This is a genomic window from Paenibacillus zanthoxyli JH29, from assembly GCF_000520715.1.
In the GTDB taxonomy this organism is placed as follows: Bacteria; Bacillota; Bacilli; order Paenibacillales; family Paenibacillaceae; genus Paenibacillus_AQ; species Paenibacillus_AQ zanthoxyli.
This window is the reverse complement of the sequence record NZ_ASSD01000306.1, coordinates 1-21,069: the sequence shown is the minus strand read 5'-3', so window position 1 is coordinate 21,069 and position 21,069 is coordinate 1. Positions and strand designations below refer to the sequence as shown.

13 protein-coding genes are annotated in these 21,069 nt (G+C 52.7%); 10 read left to right on the top strand and 3 right to left on the bottom strand.

All coding sequences use genetic code 11. From position 1 onward, the window contains the following. The first annotated feature begins 396 nt into the window (after window positions 1-396). The 5 genes from glcT to pulA all read left to right on the top strand — a co-directional run bounded on the left by glcT (window position 397) and on the right by pulA (window position 8,530). Window positions 397-1,251, top strand: a complete 855-nt coding sequence (gene glcT, locus L691_RS0111175) for a glucose PTS transporter transcription antiterminator GlcT (RefSeq protein ID WP_025690603.1) — start codon at window positions 397-399, stop codon at window positions 1,249-1,251. 307 nt (window positions 1,252-1,558) lie between these two features. Further along, complete coding sequence (gene ptsG, locus L691_RS0111170) at window positions 1,559-3,631, top strand: glucose-specific PTS transporter subunit IIBC (protein ID WP_025690602.1); 2,073 nt, start codon at window positions 1,559-1,561, stop codon at window positions 3,629-3,631. Window positions 3,632-3,723: 92 nt separating this feature from the next. Next, window positions 3,724-3,999: an HPr family phosphocarrier protein gene (locus L691_RS0111165; protein WP_025690601.1), complete on the top strand. Its 276-nt coding sequence runs from the start codon at window positions 3,724-3,726 to the stop codon at window positions 3,997-3,999. Beyond that, entirely contained in the window at window positions 3,992-5,704 is a 1,713-nt protein-coding gene (gene ptsP / locus L691_RS0111160; protein ID WP_025690600.1) for a phosphoenolpyruvate--protein phosphotransferase, read from the top strand. The genes L691_RS0111165 and ptsP overlap by 8 nt, the downstream gene beginning before the upstream one ends. Window positions 5,705-6,154: 450 nt before the next feature. Further along, on the top strand, window positions 6,155-8,530 hold the full coding sequence (gene pulA / locus L691_RS0111155) for a type I pullulanase (protein WP_025690599.1): 2,376 nt from the start codon (window positions 6,155-6,157) through the stop codon (window positions 8,528-8,530). A gap of 79 nt (window positions 8,531-8,609) precedes the next feature. Here the strand turns inward: pulA and L691_RS0111150 are convergent, their stop codons facing one another. Further along, on the bottom strand, window positions 8,610-10,223 hold the full coding sequence (locus L691_RS0111150; RefSeq protein ID WP_025690598.1) for a sensor domain-containing diguanylate cyclase: 1,614 nt from the start codon (window positions 10,221-10,223) through the stop codon (window positions 8,610-8,612). A 695-nt stretch (window positions 10,224-10,918) separates the two neighbouring features. Between L691_RS0111150 and pheS the strand changes: the two genes are divergently transcribed. The 3 genes from pheS (at window position 10,919) to zapA (ending at window position 16,666) form a co-directional block, all read left to right on the top strand. Next, a complete protein-coding gene (gene pheS / locus L691_RS0111140; RefSeq protein WP_025690595.1) occupies window positions 10,919-11,953 on the top strand; it encodes a phenylalanine--tRNA ligase subunit alpha in 1,035 nt (344 codons plus the stop codon). Between the two features lie 41 nt (window positions 11,954-11,994). Beyond that, window positions 11,995-14,439, top strand: coding sequence for a phenylalanine--tRNA ligase subunit beta (gene pheT, locus L691_RS0111135; protein WP_025690594.1), 2,445 nt, complete (start codon window positions 11,995-11,997; stop codon window positions 14,437-14,439). Between the two features lie 208 nt (window positions 14,440-14,647). Further along, window positions 14,648-16,666, top strand: a complete 2,019-nt coding sequence (zapA, locus tag L691_RS0111130; protein ID WP_332249079.1) for a cell division protein ZapA — start codon at window positions 14,648-14,650, stop codon at window positions 16,664-16,666. Window positions 16,667-16,743: 77 nt separating this feature from the next. Here zapA and L691_RS0111125 read toward each other — a convergent pair whose 3' ends face one another. Then, window positions 16,744-17,139: a cytochrome c oxidase subunit II gene (locus tag L691_RS0111125; RefSeq protein ID WP_025690591.1), complete on the bottom strand. Its 396-nt coding sequence runs from the start codon at window positions 17,137-17,139 to the stop codon at window positions 16,744-16,746. Between the two features lie 230 nt (window positions 17,140-17,369). Between L691_RS0111125 and L691_RS30660 the strand changes: the two genes are divergently transcribed. Beyond that, window positions 17,370-18,440, top strand: coding sequence for a GGDEF domain-containing protein (locus L691_RS30660; RefSeq protein ID WP_156934217.1), 1,071 nt, complete (start codon window positions 17,370-17,372; stop codon window positions 18,438-18,440). A 69-nt stretch (window positions 18,441-18,509) separates the two neighbouring features. Here the strand turns inward: L691_RS30660 and L691_RS0111115 are convergent, their stop codons facing one another. Further along, window positions 18,510-18,857, bottom strand: coding sequence for a phage holin family protein (locus L691_RS0111115; protein ID WP_025690589.1), 348 nt, complete (start codon window positions 18,855-18,857; stop codon window positions 18,510-18,512). A 154-nt stretch (window positions 18,858-19,011) separates the two neighbouring features. On the opposite strand from L691_RS0111115, the gene L691_RS0111110 reads away from it, so the two are divergent. Next, window positions 19,012-21,069 (top strand): endonuclease MutS2 (locus tag L691_RS0111110; protein ID WP_025690588.1); only part of this gene is annotated, 2,058 nt, incomplete at its 3' end.

Below are 21,069 nucleotides of genomic sequence, written 5' to 3'. Positions count from 1 at the left end.
CGGCTGTTCCGGCCCGGGCCACGCCCGCCCTGGTGAAACCGCAAGAGGATTAGGCAGGTATTTCATATCAGAGCTGTTCCGCAAGGTCCGCAATTGGATTTTTCCGGAACAGCTCTTTTTTCACTCTCATATGCTCTGAGCTTAGATCAGCAGCTGGCAAAAGCTTATTTTGAGCATCTGGACAAGCTGTAGACCTGCGTTTTTTAGACGGAAGCAATCGGGGCGCCTGCCGGCTTTTCCGGGTTCGATGATGAATGGACACATCTGCTTCATAATTTGCTCTCTTTAACTATAGATTTCTTGATGTTAGGGGGCGGCGCAAGTATAATTTAACCGTGCCGTTTCCATTTTGGCTGCTGTCAGAAATAAGGACATGGATAATAAAGAGGTGTACACGTGAGCAGCATAACTGTGGCTAAGGTGCTGAATAACAATGTTATCATCGCCGACCATCCCCAATATGCCGAAGTCGTCGTGATTGGCAAGGGAATCGGGTTTAATCGTAAAAGCCGCGATCAGATCAATTTATCTGCCGTGGAAAAGATGTTCATTCTCCGAAACCAACAAGAGCAGGAACAATATAAAGAGCTTGTGCCACAGGTCGATGAGAAGCTGATTGAAATCATTCAGGAAATTGTACTGTACATTATGCAGCGGAGCCGACAGCCGGTCAACGAGCATATCCATATTGCGCTTACTGATCATATCTCCTTCGCCATTCGGCGGTACGAGCAGGACGTAGCCCTTCATAATCCTTTTTTATATGAGACCAAAGAGATTTATCCCGAGGAATATGGCATGGCCGAGTACGCTATCGCTAAAATCAATAAGGCTATGGGCGTAACGATGCCTGTCGACGAGATCGGGTTTGTCGCTCTGCACATTCATAGCGCGCTTAGCAACAGCAGTATGGCGGAGCTCCAGCAGCACTCCCAGCTGATCGGAGATTTGGTCAACCTTGTCGAGATCAGTCTCGAGTACCGTGTTCCTAGAGATTCCTTGGATTACTCCAGGCTTGTTACCCACCTGCGGTTTGTGCTGGAACGGCTGCGCCGCGGCGAGGCGGTCAAGGAGACCTCTTCGCTTGACAGTTTGATGAAACGCGAATATCCGGAAATGTATGCGCTCGCTTGGAAGCTGACGAAGGTGATGGAGCGGCGTATGCACCTGACCGTATATCCGGCGGAAGTCAGTTACCTGACCGTTCATTTGCAGCGTCTTGCCCAGAAAAAAGAGGACGAAGCCGGATGAACATAACTTAGGGCTGTGCTTTTCCCGGTCTCCTTTACACGTTTGGCCAATTGTGGCATTTTTAAGGCATATATTGCAAGATAAAATAATTGGTGCTAGAATAAATATTGTTAATAAGTAAAACAGAATACTAACGTGTAACTGATTCGATCAGGCATGAGTGATTTACAGTATCTTGGTTGTATTCCCCTTGGTTGGGGTAATCTAACTTTAGAGTTAGAGAACAACGGGTGTGCTGTATACGCTCATGCCTTTTTTGTTCTCTGTTTTGCTTGTAGCCATAATCGTCCAAAGGAAGTGAAACTTTATGTTTAAAAAGCTTTTCGGCGTCTTACAAAGAGTCGGTAAAGCGCTAATGCTTCCGGTTGCCATTCTTCCGGCGGCAGGTCTGCTGCTGGGTATCGGCAACATGTTGGTCAACCCGGACTTCCTGCAATACGTTCCCGCTCTGGAGAACCATACGGTTCAAGCCATTGCCAACGTATTGATGAACTCGGGCCAAATCGTGTTCAGCAACTTGTCACTGCTGTTCGCCGTAGGTGTAGCCATCGGGCTTGCCGGAGGCGAGGGCGTTGCGGGCCTTGCGGCCATCATCGGTTTTCTCGTCATGAACGTGACGATGGGAACGGTGCTCGGAATCAACAGCTACGTGCTGAGTAAGGGGGATTTCGCCTACTCCAGCGTGCTCGGGATTCCAACGCTGCAAACCGGGGTGTTCGGCGGTATTCTCGTCGGTATACTCGCATCATCTATGTACAAACGTTTCTTCAAAATCGAGCTTCCTTCTTATCTTGGTTTCTTCGCGGGCAAGCGGTTTGTACCGATTATGACAGCCGTAACTTCCCTGATTCTGGGCTTGGCGTTGACTGTGATCTGGCCTCCAATCCAGCACGGACTGAACTACTTGTCCCAGAATATGATCAATACAAACCTGACATTGTCGGCGTTTATCTTCGGTCTGATCGAACGTTCGCTGGTTCCGTTCGGTCTTCATCACATCTTCTATTCACCGTTCTGGTACGAGTTCGGCAGCTATGTCGATAAAGCGGGCGATCTGATTCGCGGCGACCAACGTATCTTCATGCAGCAGCTCCGCGATGGTGTGCCGTTCACAGCGGGTACGTTTACAACCGGTAAATATCCGTTCATGATGTTCGGCCTTCCGGCCGCCGCTCTGGCGATTTACCACGAGTCCAGACCGGAGAACAGAAAAGTCGTAGGCAGCTTGATGGTATCTGCAGCCCTGACCTCGTTCCTTACAGGGATCACCGAGCCGCTGGAATTCTCATTCCTGTTCGTTGCTCCGCTGCTGTTCGCCGTGCATGCCGTTTTCGCCGGTCTGTCCTTCATGACCATGCAGATTCTGGGCGTCAAGATCGGCATGACCTTCTCCGGCGGATTTATCGACTACACGTTGTTCGGCATCATTCCGAACCGCACCTCCTGGTGGCTCGTTATTCCGGTCGGTCTTGCCATCGCTGTTATCTACTATTTCGGATTCCGTTTCGTTATCCGCAAGTTCAATCTGAAGACGCCGGGGCGTGAAGATGTAGTAGACGATGACGCCAATGGAGCGGAATCAAATGCGGCGGCGATATCCACCGCAGGGGACGACCTTCCGCGCAATATTCTTGCCGCTCTTGGCGGCCAGCAGAACATCGTTCATCTCGACGCCTGCATTACCCGCCTGCGGGTAGAGGTCAAAGAGAAAGCGAATGTTGACAAGAACCGGCTGAAGAAGCTGGGCGCTTCCGGCGTACTGGAAGTGGGGAATAATGTACAGGCCATTTTCGGCACCCGATCCGATACGATCAAATCGCAAATGCAGGATGTTATCGCCGGCAGAACTCCGGCGGCCGCTCCAGTGAATGCAGCTCCACAGCCTGAGTTAGAGCAGCAGGCGGGTGAAGCGGGCGAGGCGATTATTCCCGAAGATATCGTATCACCTGTAAACGGGGAATTGCTGGATATCACAGAGGTTCCGGATGCGGTATTCTCGCAGAAGATGACTGGCGACGGATTCGCGTTCCTATCCTCCGACGGCAAGATCGCTTCTCCGGTCTACGGTAAAGTATTTAATGTATTCCCGAGCAAACATGCAGTCGGTATTATGTCAGATGGCGGCAAAGAAGTGCTGGTGCATATTGGCGTCAACACGGTTAAGCTGAAAGGCCAAGGCTTCACAGTATTAGTGGAAGAAGGCGAACTCGTCGCCGCCGGACAGCCAATCATGGAGGTTGATCTGGAATATGTGAAGGCCCATGCGCCTTCGGTGATTTCGCCGGTTATTTTCTCAAATCTGCCTGAAGGCTCTGCGGTCACCCTGGAGAAGCCGGGTAAGGTATCCATCGGCGACAAAGATATTATTAGTATTAAGTAAAAGTGCAAACTGGCTACGCTTCCTTTATAATAAATGGAAGCGAAAGCTGTTAAACTAAACCTACAAATTTTAGAAAGCGAGATGGATTAATTATGCAAAAAACATTCAGAATTATCGATGAAGATGGAATTCACGCACGCCCGGCTACAGCCCTGGTAAACACGGCAACTAAATTCAAAGGCACTGAAGCATTCGCAGAAGCTAAAGGTAAAAAAGTAACCTTGAAATCCATCCTCGGTGTTCTGTCCCTGGGACTGGAACCTGGCGACACGCTGACGTTGATTACAGACGGCAGCGAAGAAACTGAAGCGCTGAGCGCGCTTCAGGATGTGATGATTAAGGAAGGGCTGGGAGAACTGAATGACTAAAATTTCAGGAATCGCGGCTTCGGCAGGGATTGCGATAGCACGAGCCTTTATCCTGGAACACCCCGACTACACCATCAAGAAGAATGCGGTAACGGATGTAGAAGCGGAAGTTGTTAAGCTGGAAGAGGCGCTCGATAAATCGAAAGCGGAACTGCTGAAGATTAAAGAACGTACTTTGGCGGAACTGGGCGAGAAGAAAGCGGAGATTTTCGAATCCCATCTGCTCATTCTGGACGATCCGGAGTTGATTAGTCCGGTTAAGGATAAAATCCGTGAGGATGCCGTAAATGCGGACTATGCATTGAATGAAGTAGCGACTCAGTTCATCGCCATGTTTGAGAATATGAAGAGCGCCTATCTTCAAGAGCGCGCAGCCGATATGCGCGACGTAACCAAACGCGTGCTGAACCATCTGCTCGGCATTCACTATGTGAGCCCTGCTGAAATCAGCGAAGAGGTTGTCGTTATTGCGGAAGACCTGACGCCGTCTGATACGGCTCAGCTCAACCGTCAGTATGTCAAAGGCTTTACAACCAACATCGGTGGCCGTACGTCCCACTCGGCTATCATGGCCCGTTCCCTGGAAATTCCGGCGGTGGTGGGCACCAAGAATGTACTCTCCCAAGTCAAATCGGGCGATCTCGTCATTGTCGACGGCTTGAGCGGAGATGTGCTTATTAATCCGAGCGAAGTCGAAGTGGCGGAATACAGCGCCAAGCGCGAAGCCTATGCTCTGCAAATTGCAGAGTGGAGAAAGCTTCGCGACGAGCCGACGGTATCTGTGGACGGCAAGCATGTGGAACTGGCAGCCAACATCGGTACGCCTAACGACGTTACGGGCGTAATCGAGAACGGGGGCGAGGGTGTCGGCCTGTACCGCACCGAGTTCCTGTACATGGGCAGAGACAAACTGCCTTCCGAGGAAATCCAGTACAATGCGTACCGGACCGTTTTGGAAAATATGAATGGCAAGCCGGTCGTCGTCCGCACGCTGGACATTGGCGGGGATAAAGAATTGCCTTACCTGGATTTGCCGAAGGAAATGAACCCATTCTTAGGCTTTCGCGCCGTTCGCCTTTGTTTGGAGCGCCAGGACATTTTCCGTACGCAGCTGCGCGCTCTGCTGAGAGCAAGCGTTCATGGCAACCTGCGCATCATGTTCCCAATGATCGCGACGCTTACGGAATTCCGCGCTGCCCGTGATCTGCTGCTTGAAGAGAAAGCCAAGCTGCAAGCAGAAGGCCAGGAAGTATCGGACAGCATCCAACTCGGCATTATGGTGGAGATCCCATCCACGGCCGTACTTGCGGATCAGTTTGCCAAAGAAGTTGATTTCTTCAGTATCGGTACGAATGACCTTATTCAATATACAATGGCAGCCGACCGTATGAATGAACGGGTATCCTATCTGTATCAGCCGTACAATCCCGCTATCCTGCGTCTGATTAAGAACGTTATCGACGCTGCCCATGCCCAGGGTAAATGGACAGGCATGTGCGGTGAGATGGCCGGGGATGCAACAGCCATTCCGCTGCTGCTGGGTCTTGGGCTAGACGAGTTCAGCATGAGCGCAACTTCGATTTTGCCGGCTCGCAGCCAAATCTCCAAGCTGTCAGCCGAAGAAATGAAGACTCTGGCTGCAAAAGCTCTGAATCTTGGTACAGCCGAAGAGGTAGTCGCTTTGGTGCGCGCCATCGGCAACTAAACCTGTTTTTTGCAGGGCAACCCCTTCGTTTTAACTTCGACCACTTTTCCAAATGTAATTGCTTAGCCGGTCCTTTTAGGATCGGCTTTTTAACTTAATTTGACGAAATCATGGCAAAATGGCGACGATATTCATAAAAGTTCCATAAAGCAGTGTCATTTGTATATAATTGTTAGTGAAATACGCCACGCTACGGGTTATAATCTTTAAAATTAAAAGTAATTTGATTATTCATATTTAGGAAAAGCTATCTTCAGCCGATAATAAGTAAGAGGTTTTGTGAAACTGAAAAAAACCCAAGCCTGTGAACATATTGTTACATATTATATATTAGCAATGAGCTTTATCCTTGTTCATTGCCAATGTATAAGACATCTAACAAGAGGGCATATATGGATCTAAAAACTTCCGGTGGAGCTTGTGTACGGAAGCGTTAGGATGGTGGATTTAATGAAAAGCAATTATATAAATGCGGAACCCGCATCGGAAATATACAATGGCATGGATCTAGGATTAAGCTACACTCCGGAATTTAGCATATTCAAGGTTTGGGCGCCAACGGCATTTGCCGTATCGCTTGTCCTGTACAGTTCTGGTGGGGAAGAGATTGGAAATGCGGAAGGCTCGGAGGATGCCCGCTTGACGTATATGCTTCGCCGGGACGGAGGCGTATGGCAGGTAAAAGTCGAGGGTGACCTGAAAGGTAAATTTTACATGTACCGGGTCGTTTTCGCGGATGGGATGATCCGTGAGTCCGCCGATCCGTATTCGACAGCCGTTTCCGCGAACGGACTTCGTTCGGCCATTATTGATATGCAGGATACCGATCCCGATGGCTGGGACCAGGATGCTTCTCCGCCCCTGCAGCATCCTGTGGATGCAGTTCTCTATGAGCTCCATGTCCGCGATTTCTCGATTCACGAAAGCTCGGGCATTAGCGAAAAAGGAAAATATAAAGCGTTCACCGAGGCGGACCTGCGCGATCCTGAAGGCAATACACTCGGAATTGATCATTTAAGCGAACTGGGTATTACGCATGTCCATTTGCTGCCTGTTTTCGATTTTCAGACGGTGGATGAGCTGCAGGTAAAGGATAGATTCCCGGGAGAAAGCAACTATAACTGGGGGTACGACCCTCAGCACTATAACGCTCTGGAAGGTTCTTACAGCACGGATGCCGCCGATCCCGCAGCACGCATCCGGGAGTTTAAAGAGATGGTTCAGGCGCTGCATCGGCGGGGAATTTCTGTCGTGATGGATGTAGTATACAATCATACGTACTCTGTGGACGGGGGGCCCTTTGAAGCCTTTGTCCCCGGGTACTTCTATAGACATGATTATGCCGGCCGCCTCTCCAACGGTTCCGGCGTTGGTAATGAGCTGGCTACAGAACGGCCGATGGTGCGCAAGTTTATCAAGGATTCGCTTCGGCATTGGGCGACAGAGTACCATATCGACGGATTCCGGTTTGATCTGATGGGTCTTATCGATACGGTAACGATGCGTGAAGTTGTCGAGGAATTGCGCCTGGAGGTCAATCGTAACCTGATCTTCTACGGAGAGCCGTGGACCGGCGGCGATTCCCCGCTGGTTTCCAAGACGCTGAAAGGCGCGCAGCGTGGAAAAGGCTATGCCGTCTTCAACGATAACTTCCGATCCGCCATCAAAGGAGACAGCGACGGCTGGGGCAGAGGCTTTGTTACGGGAGAACTCGGCAAGGAAGGGGCGGTCGCGGCAGGCATTATAGGCGCCGTTCACGATTTCACGGACACTCCAGCGGAGACGGTTAATTATGCGACCGCTCATGACAATCTGAATCTATGGGATAAGCTCCTCGCAACGCAGGGCCTTCGCCGGGATGCGCGGTTTCCGGATCTCGATAATGGAAGACTGAAAAATGGAGGCAGCCTGGAAGAGGCTGTGGCGAACGCCGATCCGTATGTCGGTATTACGGAGGATATCCTTTTGGAAAATGAAACGGTGCGGCGATCATTGCTGGCGGCTGGGATTGTGCTGACCTCTCAAGGCATCCCTTTCTTGCATGCTGGAGATGAGCTGCTGCGCAGTAAATTTGGCGATCATAACAGCTATCGGAGCGGCGATGCCATCAATGCGATCCGTTGGAGCAACAAGGCTAGATTCCTTCCTGTCTTCCAGTATTATAAGAATTTGATCGCGCTGCGCAAAAACCACCCGGCCTTTCGGCTGCACGGACGTCAGGAAATTGAGCGCTCGCTGGAGATTTACCGCTGCGATGGCGGCGTAGTGTCCTATGTACTGAAAAATCATGCCGGCGGCGACTCCTGGAAGAATATCGTCGTTCTGTTTAACGCTAACCCTTGGGAAGTTACGACAGGCCTGCCTGCCTGTTCGGAGCAATGGAATGTGGTTGTCGATCATACCCGGGCGGAAGTAACACCTTTCCGAAAAGTGGAAGGTACAGAGGTCCAGTTAGAAGGACTGTCGATGATGGTGCTCTACGATGAATGCGGAACCCCGCCTCCACGGGCCAAGACAGTTGAGGTGCATTATGAGCGTACCGACGGGGACTACAGAGGCTGGAATTTATGGGTATGGGGTACCGGGATACAGGATGGCCAATGTGATTTCCGGTACATGGAAGACGGCAGGGCCGTTGCCACGGTCGAGGTGCTGCCGGAGACCCGTTCCTTTGGCTATATTCTGCGAGTGAATGACTGGGAGGCCAGGGACGGTAGCACAGACCGCTTCATCAATTGTTCGGTAAATGAAGACGTGATCAAGGTGTTGATTAGGGACAGTGATGACAACACCGTTGTTGAACAAAAATTCTCGATGACAAGTTAAATGGTTCAATGAACCGTATAAAAAAGGCTGCTCTATCCGCTTTGTTCTGCGGTGCTGAGCAGCTTTTTGTTCGTCCATTTCAATTTCTGGAGTGTTCCTGTTCCGGAAATTCCTCATCCATTTCCTCGTCATACAGATTGGCTTCATTTCCGCCATGGCTTTTGGAACGGTACATGGCCAGATCGGCTGCGTGCAGAAGTTCATTAATCGTGCTTCCATGCTGAGGATATAGCGCAACTCCGATACTGGCTGTAGTGCAGAAGCTGGATTCGTTGTTTGCCGACCACTGTTTGTTGAACAGCTGAAGCAACCGGTTTAGAATATCATGGAGTGCTTCGTGAGCGAAGCCAAGGTGAAGGATGACGGCGAATTCATCGCCTCCGATTCGAAATGCCTGTCCATAGCCTTTAACGCTCTGCTGAAGCTCACGGGACAGCAGCTGCAGAAATTCATCACCAGCGAGATGGCCCAAGCTGTCGTTAAGCTGTTTGAATCTATCGCAATCCAGCAGGGCGAGTGCAAACTTTTGTCTGCGGTCATCGGGATTGGTGAGAAGGTTTTCCATGTACATTTTAAAATGCGCACGATTGGGTATTGAGGTCAAATGGTCGTAGAACGCCAGTTTATGGAGCCGCTCCTCATGCTGCTTGCGCTGCGTTATTTCCCGGGAAACAAGCATGAATTGCGCTGGAAAAGATAGGTTGCCCTTTACAGGTGACACCCTTGTCTCAAGCCAAATCCAGTGGCCGTCGGCGCTTCTCATTCTAAGTTCCGCCATTCGCGGCGTTGCTTGGACAACGCCTTTCAGCATGGCCCAGGCAATTTCCGATTCTCTGATGTAATTCGAGAGAGGCTCGCCTTTCTTGGGGATGTAGCCAAGCGCTGATGAATGCGACGGAGATGCGTATAAAATCTGGCCGTTCGCATCGGTTAACAGAATAAAATCGGACATGGTCTCCCCGATAAGCCGGTACAGCGCCTGATCCTCCCGCATCTCGCTTTGGAGCCGGACAATTCTTTGGACGAGATAAATGATAACCAGAATAAGCATGAACATCAGAAGAGAATAGAGTGCGAATAACGTGCTTTTCTGGTTTTGAAAATCGGCGGTTACCCGTTCAGCATAGATGCCGATCAATTTTTCCGCCTGATCCAGACTCCGGTGAGCATCGTTCAACTGTTCGATTGAAGCTGCGGGAGAGGAAGAGCCTGGAGTTCCGCCACTGTTCAGCGAATCTGCCGAGAGAGCCACTTCCGCAGCTTCCCGCCATTGGCCAAAGGGACCGTCAAAATTGGCAAGCTCCTGCCGGATTTCGCCCAACAGCGCCTTGCTGCCGACGAGGTTTTGATAAGCCTCCATGGCGGCCAGATTTTGCATAATGGTATTTATGCTTTTCTCGGCCTCGGCCAAGCTGTTCCCAAATTCCTGCCGGAAATGAGAGCGCTGCAATCCGGTTAAAGCAGGGTTAAGGGCGTTCTGAAGGAGCAGCGAGGATTGATACAAATTGCGGTCAGCTCCCAAAATAAGATTCGTATTCCGGTAAATGTCCTTGTACAAAGTATCCGAGAACCGGTTGATGGAATGGTTCAAATACAGCAGCGAACCGATACTTACTGTAATCAAAAGAACTGTAATAGCCGCGAATAATACAATTAGCTCGCGAGTCTTTTTTGCTTCGGTAAACCCAGCCACTTTCTTCCTCTCCTCGCCAAAAACATATTGGAAATAAGCCTATGTATTTGCCAAAAGCCGTACGGTATTATGTATTTAAGTAAAGCTGAATCCGTGGAATCATTATACCGGAACAAACCGTTGAGACTTATTACCCAGCTTATGCCCATTCGATACATTTTCGGCCTAATCCAGCCTGTATTCTCAAATACGATCGGGACTTGTCTCGCCAGTGATATTCAGACTGCCCCGACTAAGGCTTAGGGCCGATATCTCAAACTATATATCCTGCGGAAGCTCCATCCTTGCCGTCATGTTACGGCTTGCAAAAGTTGCCCGCATTGCCTATAATAAATTGATGTTACATTGTTGACTATAAACAACGCGACGATGGAGAAGAGTACACAGCAATCTGACCCACAGGGAGGAAACGCCGGAGATTGAGAGCGTGACCGGGAAGCAGGGCTGTCGAAGTTCGCTCCGGAGCAGTTCCTTGAACTTTGCCCGCTTGAAGGCGGAACAGTCAGTAGAGGATACCGGCCGCAGACCGTTATTTCTGTATAAAGTGAGGCAGTCTATAGGGCGGTTGCCCCGTTTGGGGAGCAGCTGGATTATAGCGCCTAACAAGGGTGGTACCACGGTCTTTTCGTCCCTTACCGGGAGAAAGGGCTTTTTTTGTGCATTGATACTTGAAGTGAAGGAGGCTGCTTAAGGCGATGAAAGAAAAGCTGGAAGCATTGAAGATTGAAGCGTTGGCGAAGCTGCAGGAGGTGCAGGATGCTCAGACGCTGAATGACCTGCGGGTTAGATATCTCGGTAAAAAAGGTGAGCTTACGGAGGTCCTGCGCGGCATGGGTTCATTAACTGCGGAGGAGCGTCCGGTCATCGGACAGGTGGCGAACGCGGTGAGAAGTGCGATTGAGGAGATTATCGGCGCGAAGCAGGAAGCTTTTCAAGAGCAGGAAACGCTGAACCGCCTGCAGGCAGAGAAGGTGGACGTAACGCTGCCAGGACGCCGTCTGCCTCAGGGGGGCATTCATCCGCTGAACAGAGTAATTCAGGAAATCGAGGATATCTTCATTGGCATGGGGTACCGTGTGGCTGAAGGTCCTGAGGTAGAGACGGATTATTTCAATTTCGAGGCGCTGAATTTGCCGAAGAATCATCCGGCCCGCGATATGCAGGATTCTTTTTATCTGACCGAGGAGCTGCTGATGCGCACCCAGACGTCTCCGGTGCAGGTTCGCACCATGCAGTCGATGGGCGGCGAGGTTCCGGTTAAAATCATCTGCCCGGGCAAAGTATTCCGGCGTGACGATGACGACGCAACCCACTCTTTCCAGTTCCATCAAATTGAAGGACTGGTTATCGGGCCGAATATCCGCATGAGCGATTTGAAAGGTACGCTTCAGCAGTTCGTTAAGGAAATGTTCGGACCGAACACGCGCATTCGCCTTCGTCCGAGCTTCTTCCCGTTCACCGAACCGAGTGTGGAGGTTGACGTGAACTGCTTCAAATGCGGCGGACATGGCTGCAGACTGTGTAAGCAAACGGGCTGGCTGGAAATTCTGGGCTCAGGCATGGTGCATCCGAAGGTGCTGGAAATGGGCGGTTACGACCCTGAAAAATACAGCGGATTCGCCTTTGGCATGGGCGCGGATCGAATCGCGTTGCTGAAATACGGTATTGATGACATCCGTAATTTCTACATCAACGATATGGGCTTTGTCAAACAGTTCAGAGGCGTGTAGCCCTGTGTGGAAATCAACATAAAATAAGGAAGTGAGCGGACATGAAAGTATCAACCGGCTGGCTGGCTGATTATATATCGCTGGAGGACGTGATCGCCGAGGAATTGGCGGATAAAATTACGGACGCGGGCATTGAAATCGACGGCGTGGAGCGCCGCAATAAAGGGCTGTCCGGAATCGTCACCGGATTTGTCAAATCCAAGGAAAAGCATCCCGATGCCGACAAGCTGAATGTGTGCATTGTCGACGCCGGTCAGGAAGAGGACCTGCAGATTGTCTGCGGTGCGAAGAACGTGGCCGCCGGCCAAAAGGTTCCCGTGGCGCTCGTTGGAGCGAAGCTTCCGGGTCTTGAGATCAAGAAGGCGAAGCTGCGCGGGGTCGTGTCCCAGGGCATGATCTGTTCCGCCAAAGAGCTGGGGCTGAATGACAAGCTGCTGCCGAAAGAGCTTCAGGAAGGCATCCTAGTGCTGCCTGAAGACACGGAGATCGGACAAGACATTACGAAGGTGCTTGGCCTGAACGACGAAATTCTGGAATTTGATCTGACTCCGAACCGGTCCGACTGTCTGAGCATGATCGGCGCGGCTTACGAGACCAGCGCCATTCTGGGACGCGAGCTATCGCTGCCGAACCCCGGCCGGGATATTATTGAAATCGCCGTTCCCGCATCGGACGCCATATCCGTCAGTATTGAGAACGAAGAGCACTGCAAGCATTACGCGGTCCGCTATATTGCCGGCGTGAAGCCCGCTCCTTCTCCGCTGTGGATGCAGAACCGTCTCATGGCGGCGGGGGTACGTCCAATTAACAATATTGTTGACATCACCAACTACGTCATGCTGGAGTATGGACAGCCGCTGCATGCATTCGATGCCGACCGGCTGGAGGGCGGCACACTCGGCGTCCGCCTTGCCCGTGAAGGCGAGCTCCTGACCACGCTGGACGGCCAGGAGCGCAAGCTGGAGCCGCACATGCTGGTGATTGCGGACGCCGCAAAAGCGGTGGCGCTCGCCGGAGTGATGGGCGGTCTAAATTCGGAAGTAACCGATCAGACGGTGAATATTGTGCTGGAATCGGCCAGATTCGACGGAGGAACGATTCGCAAGACGTCACGCCAGCTCGGTCTCCGCTCGGAAGCTTCGCTGCGGTTCGAGAAGGAAGTGGACCCGCGCTCCGTTATTCCCGCGTTGAACCGCGCGGCTTCGCTTCTTAGCACCTATGCCGGCGGCTCTGTGCATGAAGGAATTATTCAAGCCGGAACCGACGAAGTGCAGGAAAGAGTAATTAAACTGTCGCTCGATAAGCTGAACCGGCGACTCGGTACAGACCTTTCGCTGCTGGAAGTGAAGACGCTGTTTGCGCGGCTGCATTTTTCCTGCGGGGATGCGGAACAGGGGATGATCGAGGTTAGCGTGCCTACCAGACGCGGTGATATCAGTTGGGACGTGGATCTCTTTGAGGAGATCGCCCGCCTGTACGGTTATGACAACATTCCGACTACGCCGATTGAAGGGCCGACTACACCGGGAGGATTGACCGGACCGCAGGCGCTTCGCCGCGCGCTGCGTAAATTGCTGGCAGACGGCGGCTATCAGGAGGTGCTCGGCTATTCCTTCATTCAGCCCGAACAGACTGCACTGTTCCCTGCACTGACCGAGGGTGGAGTTGCGGTCAAGCTGGCCATGCCGATGAGCGAGGAACGGAGCGTGCTGCGGACAAGTCTCCTGCCGCAGCTGCTGGATATCGCTCAGTACAACCTGAACCGTCGGCAGAGCGACCTGGCGCTGTTCGAAATCGGCACCGTGTTCGTGACCGATGAGGAACAACTGACCCGCCAGCCGTGCGAGTTCCAGACGCTGGGCCTGCTGCTGACGGGCAGCAAGGCGGCGAAGCAGTGGAATGTCGCTGCCGAGCCTGTGGACTTCTTCGATCTTAAGGGAGCGCTGGAATCCGTATTCGCCTACCTCGGATTGGAGAACGCCGTTGTCTTCGAAGGCGATTCTCCGCAAGGCTATCATCCCGGCCGCTCGGCTTCCGTGTACCTGAACGGAGAAGGAGGAAGAGTGAAGCTCGGCACTATTGGTCAGATTCATCCCGACTTGCAGCGTAAGCAGGATCTGGAGGATACGTATGCCGCTGAGATTTTGCTGTCGCCGCTCTATGAAGCGGCGCGGACATCGCTGCAATACAGCGAGCTTCCCCGTTTCCCGGGCATGGAACGGGATATTGCGGTCGTCGTGGACTCTGAAGTTCCGGTGAGCCGGCTGCTGGATGCTATTCGCGAGCAGGGAGGAAGCCTGCTGCAATCGGCGCAGGTATTTGACGTATATACCGGAGGCAAGCTGGAGAGCGGTAAGAAAAGTATCGCAATCTCGCTGCTGTACCGCCATACGGAGCATACGCTGACCGACGAGGAAGTCTCGGAGGTTCACGACAAGGTGCTGGCCGCGCTTCAGCAAAGTTTTGGCGCGAACTTAAGAAAATAGCAGGAATTTGTAAAGCCGCAGCGAATCCATTTAGAAACCTGGAATCGCTGCGGCTTTTCCTTTATTGGAGAATGCGGCCTGAGGTTGAAGTTTAGGGAAGAGAGCTTTTTTGCCAAACGCTTGTGGGTAAAGTTACAATAGAAAGAGAACAAGAATAGAGAAACAACTTAGAATCCGCATACACATAAAGGAGGGCACAACTGTGGCAATGGACCGGACCCGTGTCGCCGTGGAGATTTATGGTACTTCCTATAGACTGGTTGGAAGCAGTATTGAATATATGAAGCAGGTCGCCCAATATGTGGACGAGCATATGCACGCGATTTCCAAATCCCATAATCGGCTGGACACGCCGCGCATAGCGGTGCTGGCCGCTGTCCATATGGCAGAGCAGGCAATACAGGCACAGGATCTCAAGAATGAATTGAATGTGCTGACCGGAGAGCGCAGCTCGCTACGCAGCGAAGTCGCCCGGCTGCTGGAAACGCAGCGGCTGCAGCAGGAAGAGCTCGAAAGGGTTGCTGCAGGCGCCCGGGAGGAATCGAATCGGCTGATTACCGAGGCTGAGGAGGAGCGCAAGCGGCATCAGGAGGCCGAGGAGCAAGAGCGCAGGAAGTATGAAGAGCTGCTGCAGAAGGCGGAGGAGGCGGCCGAGGCGGTTCGCCAGGGACTTGAGGAGGAGCTGAACCGGCGGGACCTGGAGCAGCAGGAGCTGCGGGACAAGCATGAACGCGAGCTGGCGGAAGGCCGTGAAAGCAAGCTTCAGGAGCTGGGACAGGCTGAGGCGCTTCGCCTGAAGCAGGTGGATGAATTGGCGGCGGCGCACCGCCAAGAGCTTGATGAACTTCGGGCTTCACACATAGCGGAGCTGACGGAAGTCAAGACCCGTCTGGAACAGGAGCTTGCGGAGACGAAAGCCGCGCTAAGCAGAGAACTCTCGGAAACGAAAAGCATGATGACCCGTGAGCAGGAGGAGGCCGTTTCGGCGCTTAATAAGGAACTTAGCCGGGAACGGGAACAGCTGCAGCGTGAGCTGGCGAAGAACAAGGATCTGCGGCAGACCTTAGGCAACCAGGAGCATCGACATAAGCAGAGTGCGCATGAGTTCGAGAAGCAGATTGGCGAGCTGCGCGGCACAATCAGCCAGCTGCAGGCGAAGCTTCGCGCTGAGGAGGCGGGCCTGAAGACGGAGCGGGAAGCCCGGTCCGCTCTGCAAAACCAGCATAATGAGGCTCTTATGCGAGAACAGCAGCTTGAAGGTGAACTGCAGGCCGCTGGAAGTCTTGGCGATCTGCTGCAGCAGGAGCTTGCGGAGCTGCGCGAGGTCCATGAACTGTCGAAGGGCCAAGCGGAAGAGCTTCGGGAGTCTCTTGGTGAGACTGCCGAAGACCTTGCCCGTACCCGGGATGAGCTTGCCCGGATAACGGCTGAGCATGGGGAGTGGAAGGCAGCGGCAGACAAGCGGCAGGAGGAAATCGGCGAGCTGGAGATCAGCTTGCTGGAAGCCGAAGAGAAGCTCGAAACCGTGAAAGGAGAGCTTCACGGACTTCGAGGCGAAACCGAAGGGCTGTCGGCATCCCTGGAGCGGGAACGGGCTCTCCGGCAGGAAGCCGAAAGTGCCGGAGACGCGCTGAAGGCCAAAGAAACAGAACTGGAGGCTGCTCTTGCCGGTTTGCGGGAACGGTATGAGGAATTGATTGTGCAGTACGATGAAGTGCTGCAGGAGGGAGAACGGCAGCAGGAGCGCTGCCGTCTGCTCGAAGAAGAAGCCGAACAGACCTCGCTTCGTCTGGAAGAATTGTCCGAAGCGGGCAGAGAGGCCGCGGCCTCCGCAGAACTGCAGCGTGGGCAATTGAGCGAAGCACAGAGTTACGGCGAATCGTGGAGAACGAGGTATGAAGAGCTGAAACAGGCGCAGCAGCAGTGGGCCGAGACGGAAGCGAAGCTGCGCGAGGAGATCGACCTGTGGCAGCAGGAGGCGGAAGAGGGCGAGCGGGTGCGCGATTCGCTGAGCCAGGAGCGCAGCGACGCTCTCCAGAAGCTTGGCGAGGTTGGAGAAAGCTACGAGCTGGTGCAGGGTCAGCTCCGGCTGCTCCAAGCCGAATTCGAACTGCGGCATAGCGAGCTGGAGCGCGTTACGCAGGAGCATCAGAAGCTGCAGGCGGAATATGCCAAGCTGCAAAATGAATATAATGAATGGATTCAACTTATCGAACAGGATAGTTGAATGGCGGCGCATGATGAAAGGGCAGGCTCACGGAGAAATCCGGAGGCTGCCCTTTTAAACGAATGAATATGAGAATATCATTCAACGATGATGTCGGCGCTCATTTGGCTGTGGCCAGAGCCGCAAAATATGGCGCAGGTCATTCGGAACGTGCCTGTTTGTTCAGGGAAAATGACTTGGGAATTACTTTTTTCGTCCAATTGAAGATTAAGCTCGGGGACCAGTACACCATGATGGCCGCTCTCGTTCTCAAATACAATTTGGACGGGAACCCCTTTTTTCAAATGGTATTCTTTTTGGTCGAAGCTGAAATTGCTGGCCTTGATGACAACCTTCTCATCCGCTGTTGCCGGGCTAACCGCACTCTCCTTCCCGCTGTCTGTGGCATTTCCGCCGTTCCCCGAATTGCCGCCGCAAGCGGCAAGCACGAGCAATAAGGCGATGGATAATAACAACAAAGGCGTGTTCTTCATTTTGTCCTCCTTAAGTTAAGGATGCAAAAGTCTTTCAAATTTATTATAATTAAAATCGATTCATGTGTTCAAATCCGAACGTATGTGCTATTATAAAAGGAAATTTCAGTAATCTGAAATTTCCCGCCTTGCAGGTGGCGGAGTGTTCAAAATACATAGGTTAAAAGTAGGGGATTTTCATTAGTAGAGCTGCTGTTTTACTGAATACTGAAGTCTGGCACCGAAGAATATTGAATGTATACTGGACATTGGCCGCCATTGCTCTAATCGGGCAGGCTTTCTTTACGCTGAGCGGCAATAATCCGGAGCCTTATCGCGCCATTTCATCATCGATCGGATATTTATTATTCTTTTGCTATCTGCTCATTTTCCTGAGCGTAATTTTGGCTGAGATCTGGCTGCGCTCCGACTTTAGATTTCAAAAGCAAATGGTGGTCAGCTGCGGGTTCGTCATGTCTTGCCTGCTGTATTTTGTTATCGTGCCCTATGTCGACGGCGCGCAGATGGCGCTGATGATGCCGGCAATGACTTCACTTGTTTACTTTGACCACCGGATGCTTTACGTTCTCGGACTGCTCGGTATCTTCGATTACGCCGGCATTTATTTCATGCTGGAGCGGGAACTGCTGAATAAACCGCTGTCTGAGTTTTTGATGATGGAATGCATTTTTATCGTATTTGTGGTCTTGGCGCATGGGGTTATCTTGCGTGCGCGTGAAGCGAGCGAATATCTAGAGCAGCTGACCCAATCCGAGCAGGGTCTGCTGGTTGAACGGGCGATTGCCGACAAACTGTTGAAGATTGATGCGCTTACCGGACTTTACAACCACAAGACCTTCCACGAATATTTGGATTCGCTGCTGGAGCAGTGTGAGACGAACGGGCTGCGGCTCCAGCTCGCCTTATTTGATATTGATAATTTTAAGCAGGTGAACGATACATACGGCCATTGGATTGGAGACATTGTGCTGAAGGAGGTCGCGGGAAAAGTCGGCGGAATGATCGGCCCGAATGATTTTGCCGCAAGGTATGGAGGAGAGGAGTTCGCGATTATTTTTACGGATAAGGACCCGGAGGAAGCCTATTCGCTGGTCGAAGAGCTCAGGTCCGATATAGCCGGAATGGAGCATCCTTATGCGGGAGGAAGACGGATTACTGTTAGCATCGGCTTATACCGCTACTGCACGGGCGACGGAAAGGAACTGTTGTTCCGTAAAACGGACGAAGCTCTATACCTAGCTAAACACAGCGGTAAAAACCGGGTCGTGACCTCTGGAAATAAGAAGCCCGTGCCAGTCTAATCCGCAAAAGAAGCCGCCCTGTCACTCATCGTGTTAGGGACGGCTTCTTTTTGGGCTTCGAACGTCCGGTTATTTACCGGCTTCAAATGGGGTAGCGACAGGCAGGAACAGGTCAATAATCCCGATGACCAGAGCCGCGAGGAGAGCGCCAATAATAGATACACTAACGCCCGCGACAATGAACTGTGCCAGCCAGATGACCAGTGCGCTTACCAGAAACCCCACAATACCGCGTCCGAACGGTGTTGTTTTGCGGCCGAAAATGCCTTCGGCGATCCAGCCCAGCAGTGCGATCACCAGAGCAAGCATAAGGGCGCTCCAGAAGCCGCCGATGCTGAAGTTCGGAACAATCCAGCCAACTACAAGAAGGACAAGCGCGGACACGATGAAACGTACAACATGACCCAAAAATCTCACTGTACAAGCCTCCTTTGCTTTTAGCCTTAAGGATACGTGCAAGGGTTATTGTACACAGAAACATTCCCCGTTATGTTGGTAAAACGTACCCAAATAGCGAAAATGAGCCACATTCGGTATAATGATTTCTATATGAAGGGAGCTGTGACCGTAATTGGACGACAAGATTTTGCATACGCTTGAGTATCAAAAAATTATAAATAAATTGATGCAATATATACAAACTCCGATGGGACTGATAATGGCCGAGAACCTGAAGCCTTCCGGCGATTTAGAAGGCGTCAAGCTGCGGCTGCAGGCGACGGACGAGGCGGCCACGGTTGACCGTCTGAAAGGAATACCGTCCTTCGGCGGGATAACCGACATCAAATCTTCGCTGAAGCGGGCCGCTATCGGCGGAATACTCGGCCCGCACGAACTGCTGGCCGTAGGCAACACCATTGGCGGCGGGCGCCGGGTCAAGCGTTTTTTGGCCGCTATGCATGAAGAAGAACCGATCCAGATGCTCTTCGACTTGAGCGATTTGGTCTCGGAGCAGAAGCCCGTTGAGGACGCCATTCGCTCTGCCATCGACGAGAATGCGGAGGTGCTGGATACCGCCAGCGCCGAGCTGTCCCAGGTCCGCAGGGAGCTTAGGAACGGCGAGACGAGAATCCGCGAGAAGCTGGATTCGATGATCCGTTCCTCTTCGGTCTCGAAGATGCTGCAGGATCAACTGGTCACTATTCGTGGCGACCGGTTTGTGATTCCGGTAAAGGCGGAGTACCGCTCCCACTTCGGCGGCATCGTTCACGACCAGTCAGGATCTGGAGCAACGCTGTTCATCGAGCCCGAATCGATTGTCGCAATGAACAACAAGCTCCGGGAGACGCGGCTGCGCGAAGAGCGGGAAATTGAGATCATCCTGCGGAAACTGACCGCGCTTGTCGGTGAAATTGCCGAGGAGACGGGGTATGACGTTGACCTTCTCGGCCAGCTTGATTTTATATTCGCGAAGGCCCGGCTGGCGCGGGAAATGAAAGCTGCCCGTCCGCGGATGAACGATCGCGGCTATCTGAAAATTCGCAAGGGACGACATCCGTTGATTGCTGCGGAGTCCGTCGTTCCGCTGGATGTGGAGCTCGGCAACCAGTACAGCTCCATTATCGTGACAGGCCCGAATACAGGGGGAAAGACCGTAACGCTGAAGACCATCGGGCTGCTCAGCCTGATGTCGATGTCCGGTCTTTTTATTCCTGCCGAGGAAGGAAGCCAAATGTGCGTGTTCGACGCCATCTATGCCGATATCGGAGACGAGCAGAGCATCGAGCAGAGCCTGAGCACATTCTCCAGCCATATGACGAATATTATCTCCATTCTGAAGCGTATGACTCCCAAAAGCCTGGTCCTGCTCGACGAAGTCGGAGCGGGAACGGACCCTGCCGAAGGCTCGGCGCTGGCAATCGCCATTCTGGAGCATATTCACCGGACGGGATGCCGGATGGTGGCAACGACGCATTATAGCGAGCTTAAGGCTTATGCCTATGAACGCAAGGGAGTAATCAATGCCAGCATGGAATTCGATGTACAGAGCCTGCGGCCGACATACCGTCTGCTGGTCGGTGTTCCGGGCCGAAGCAACGCCTTCGCGATCGCTGAGCGGCTGGGACTGCCGGCGGCCGTTCTGGAGCATGCGCGCGGCGAGGTGAAGGAAGAGGATTTGCGCGTCGAGCATATGATCGCTTCGCTGGAGGAGAATCGTCTCGGCGCGGAGAACGAACGCGAGCGGGCCGAGAATCTGCGGCGCGAGGCGGAGGAACTGCGCGGCAAGCAGCGCCAGGAACTGGAGAAGCTGGAGGGCCAGCGCGACAGATGGCTTGAGAAGGCGGAGAAGGATGCCGCCGCGATTATCGACAAGGCCCGTAAGGAAGCCGAGCAGATTATCAGCGATCTGCGGCGGCTGGCTCTGGAGGAAGGGGCGTCGGTCAAGGAGCATAAACTGATCGAGGCCCGCAGGCGGCTCGATGAAGCGCAGCCTTCGCCCCGCAAGAAGGAGCCCGCACGAGGGGCGAAGAACAAGCAGGCCCGCCAAATCGGGCCCGGTGATGAAGTGGCTGTACACAGCCTGAATCAGAAGGGCCATGTCGTCGAGCTGAGCGGAGCCAAGGAAGCCGTCGTACAGCTCGGCATCATGAAAATGAAGGTGAGGCTGGACGATCTGGAGCTGCTGTCG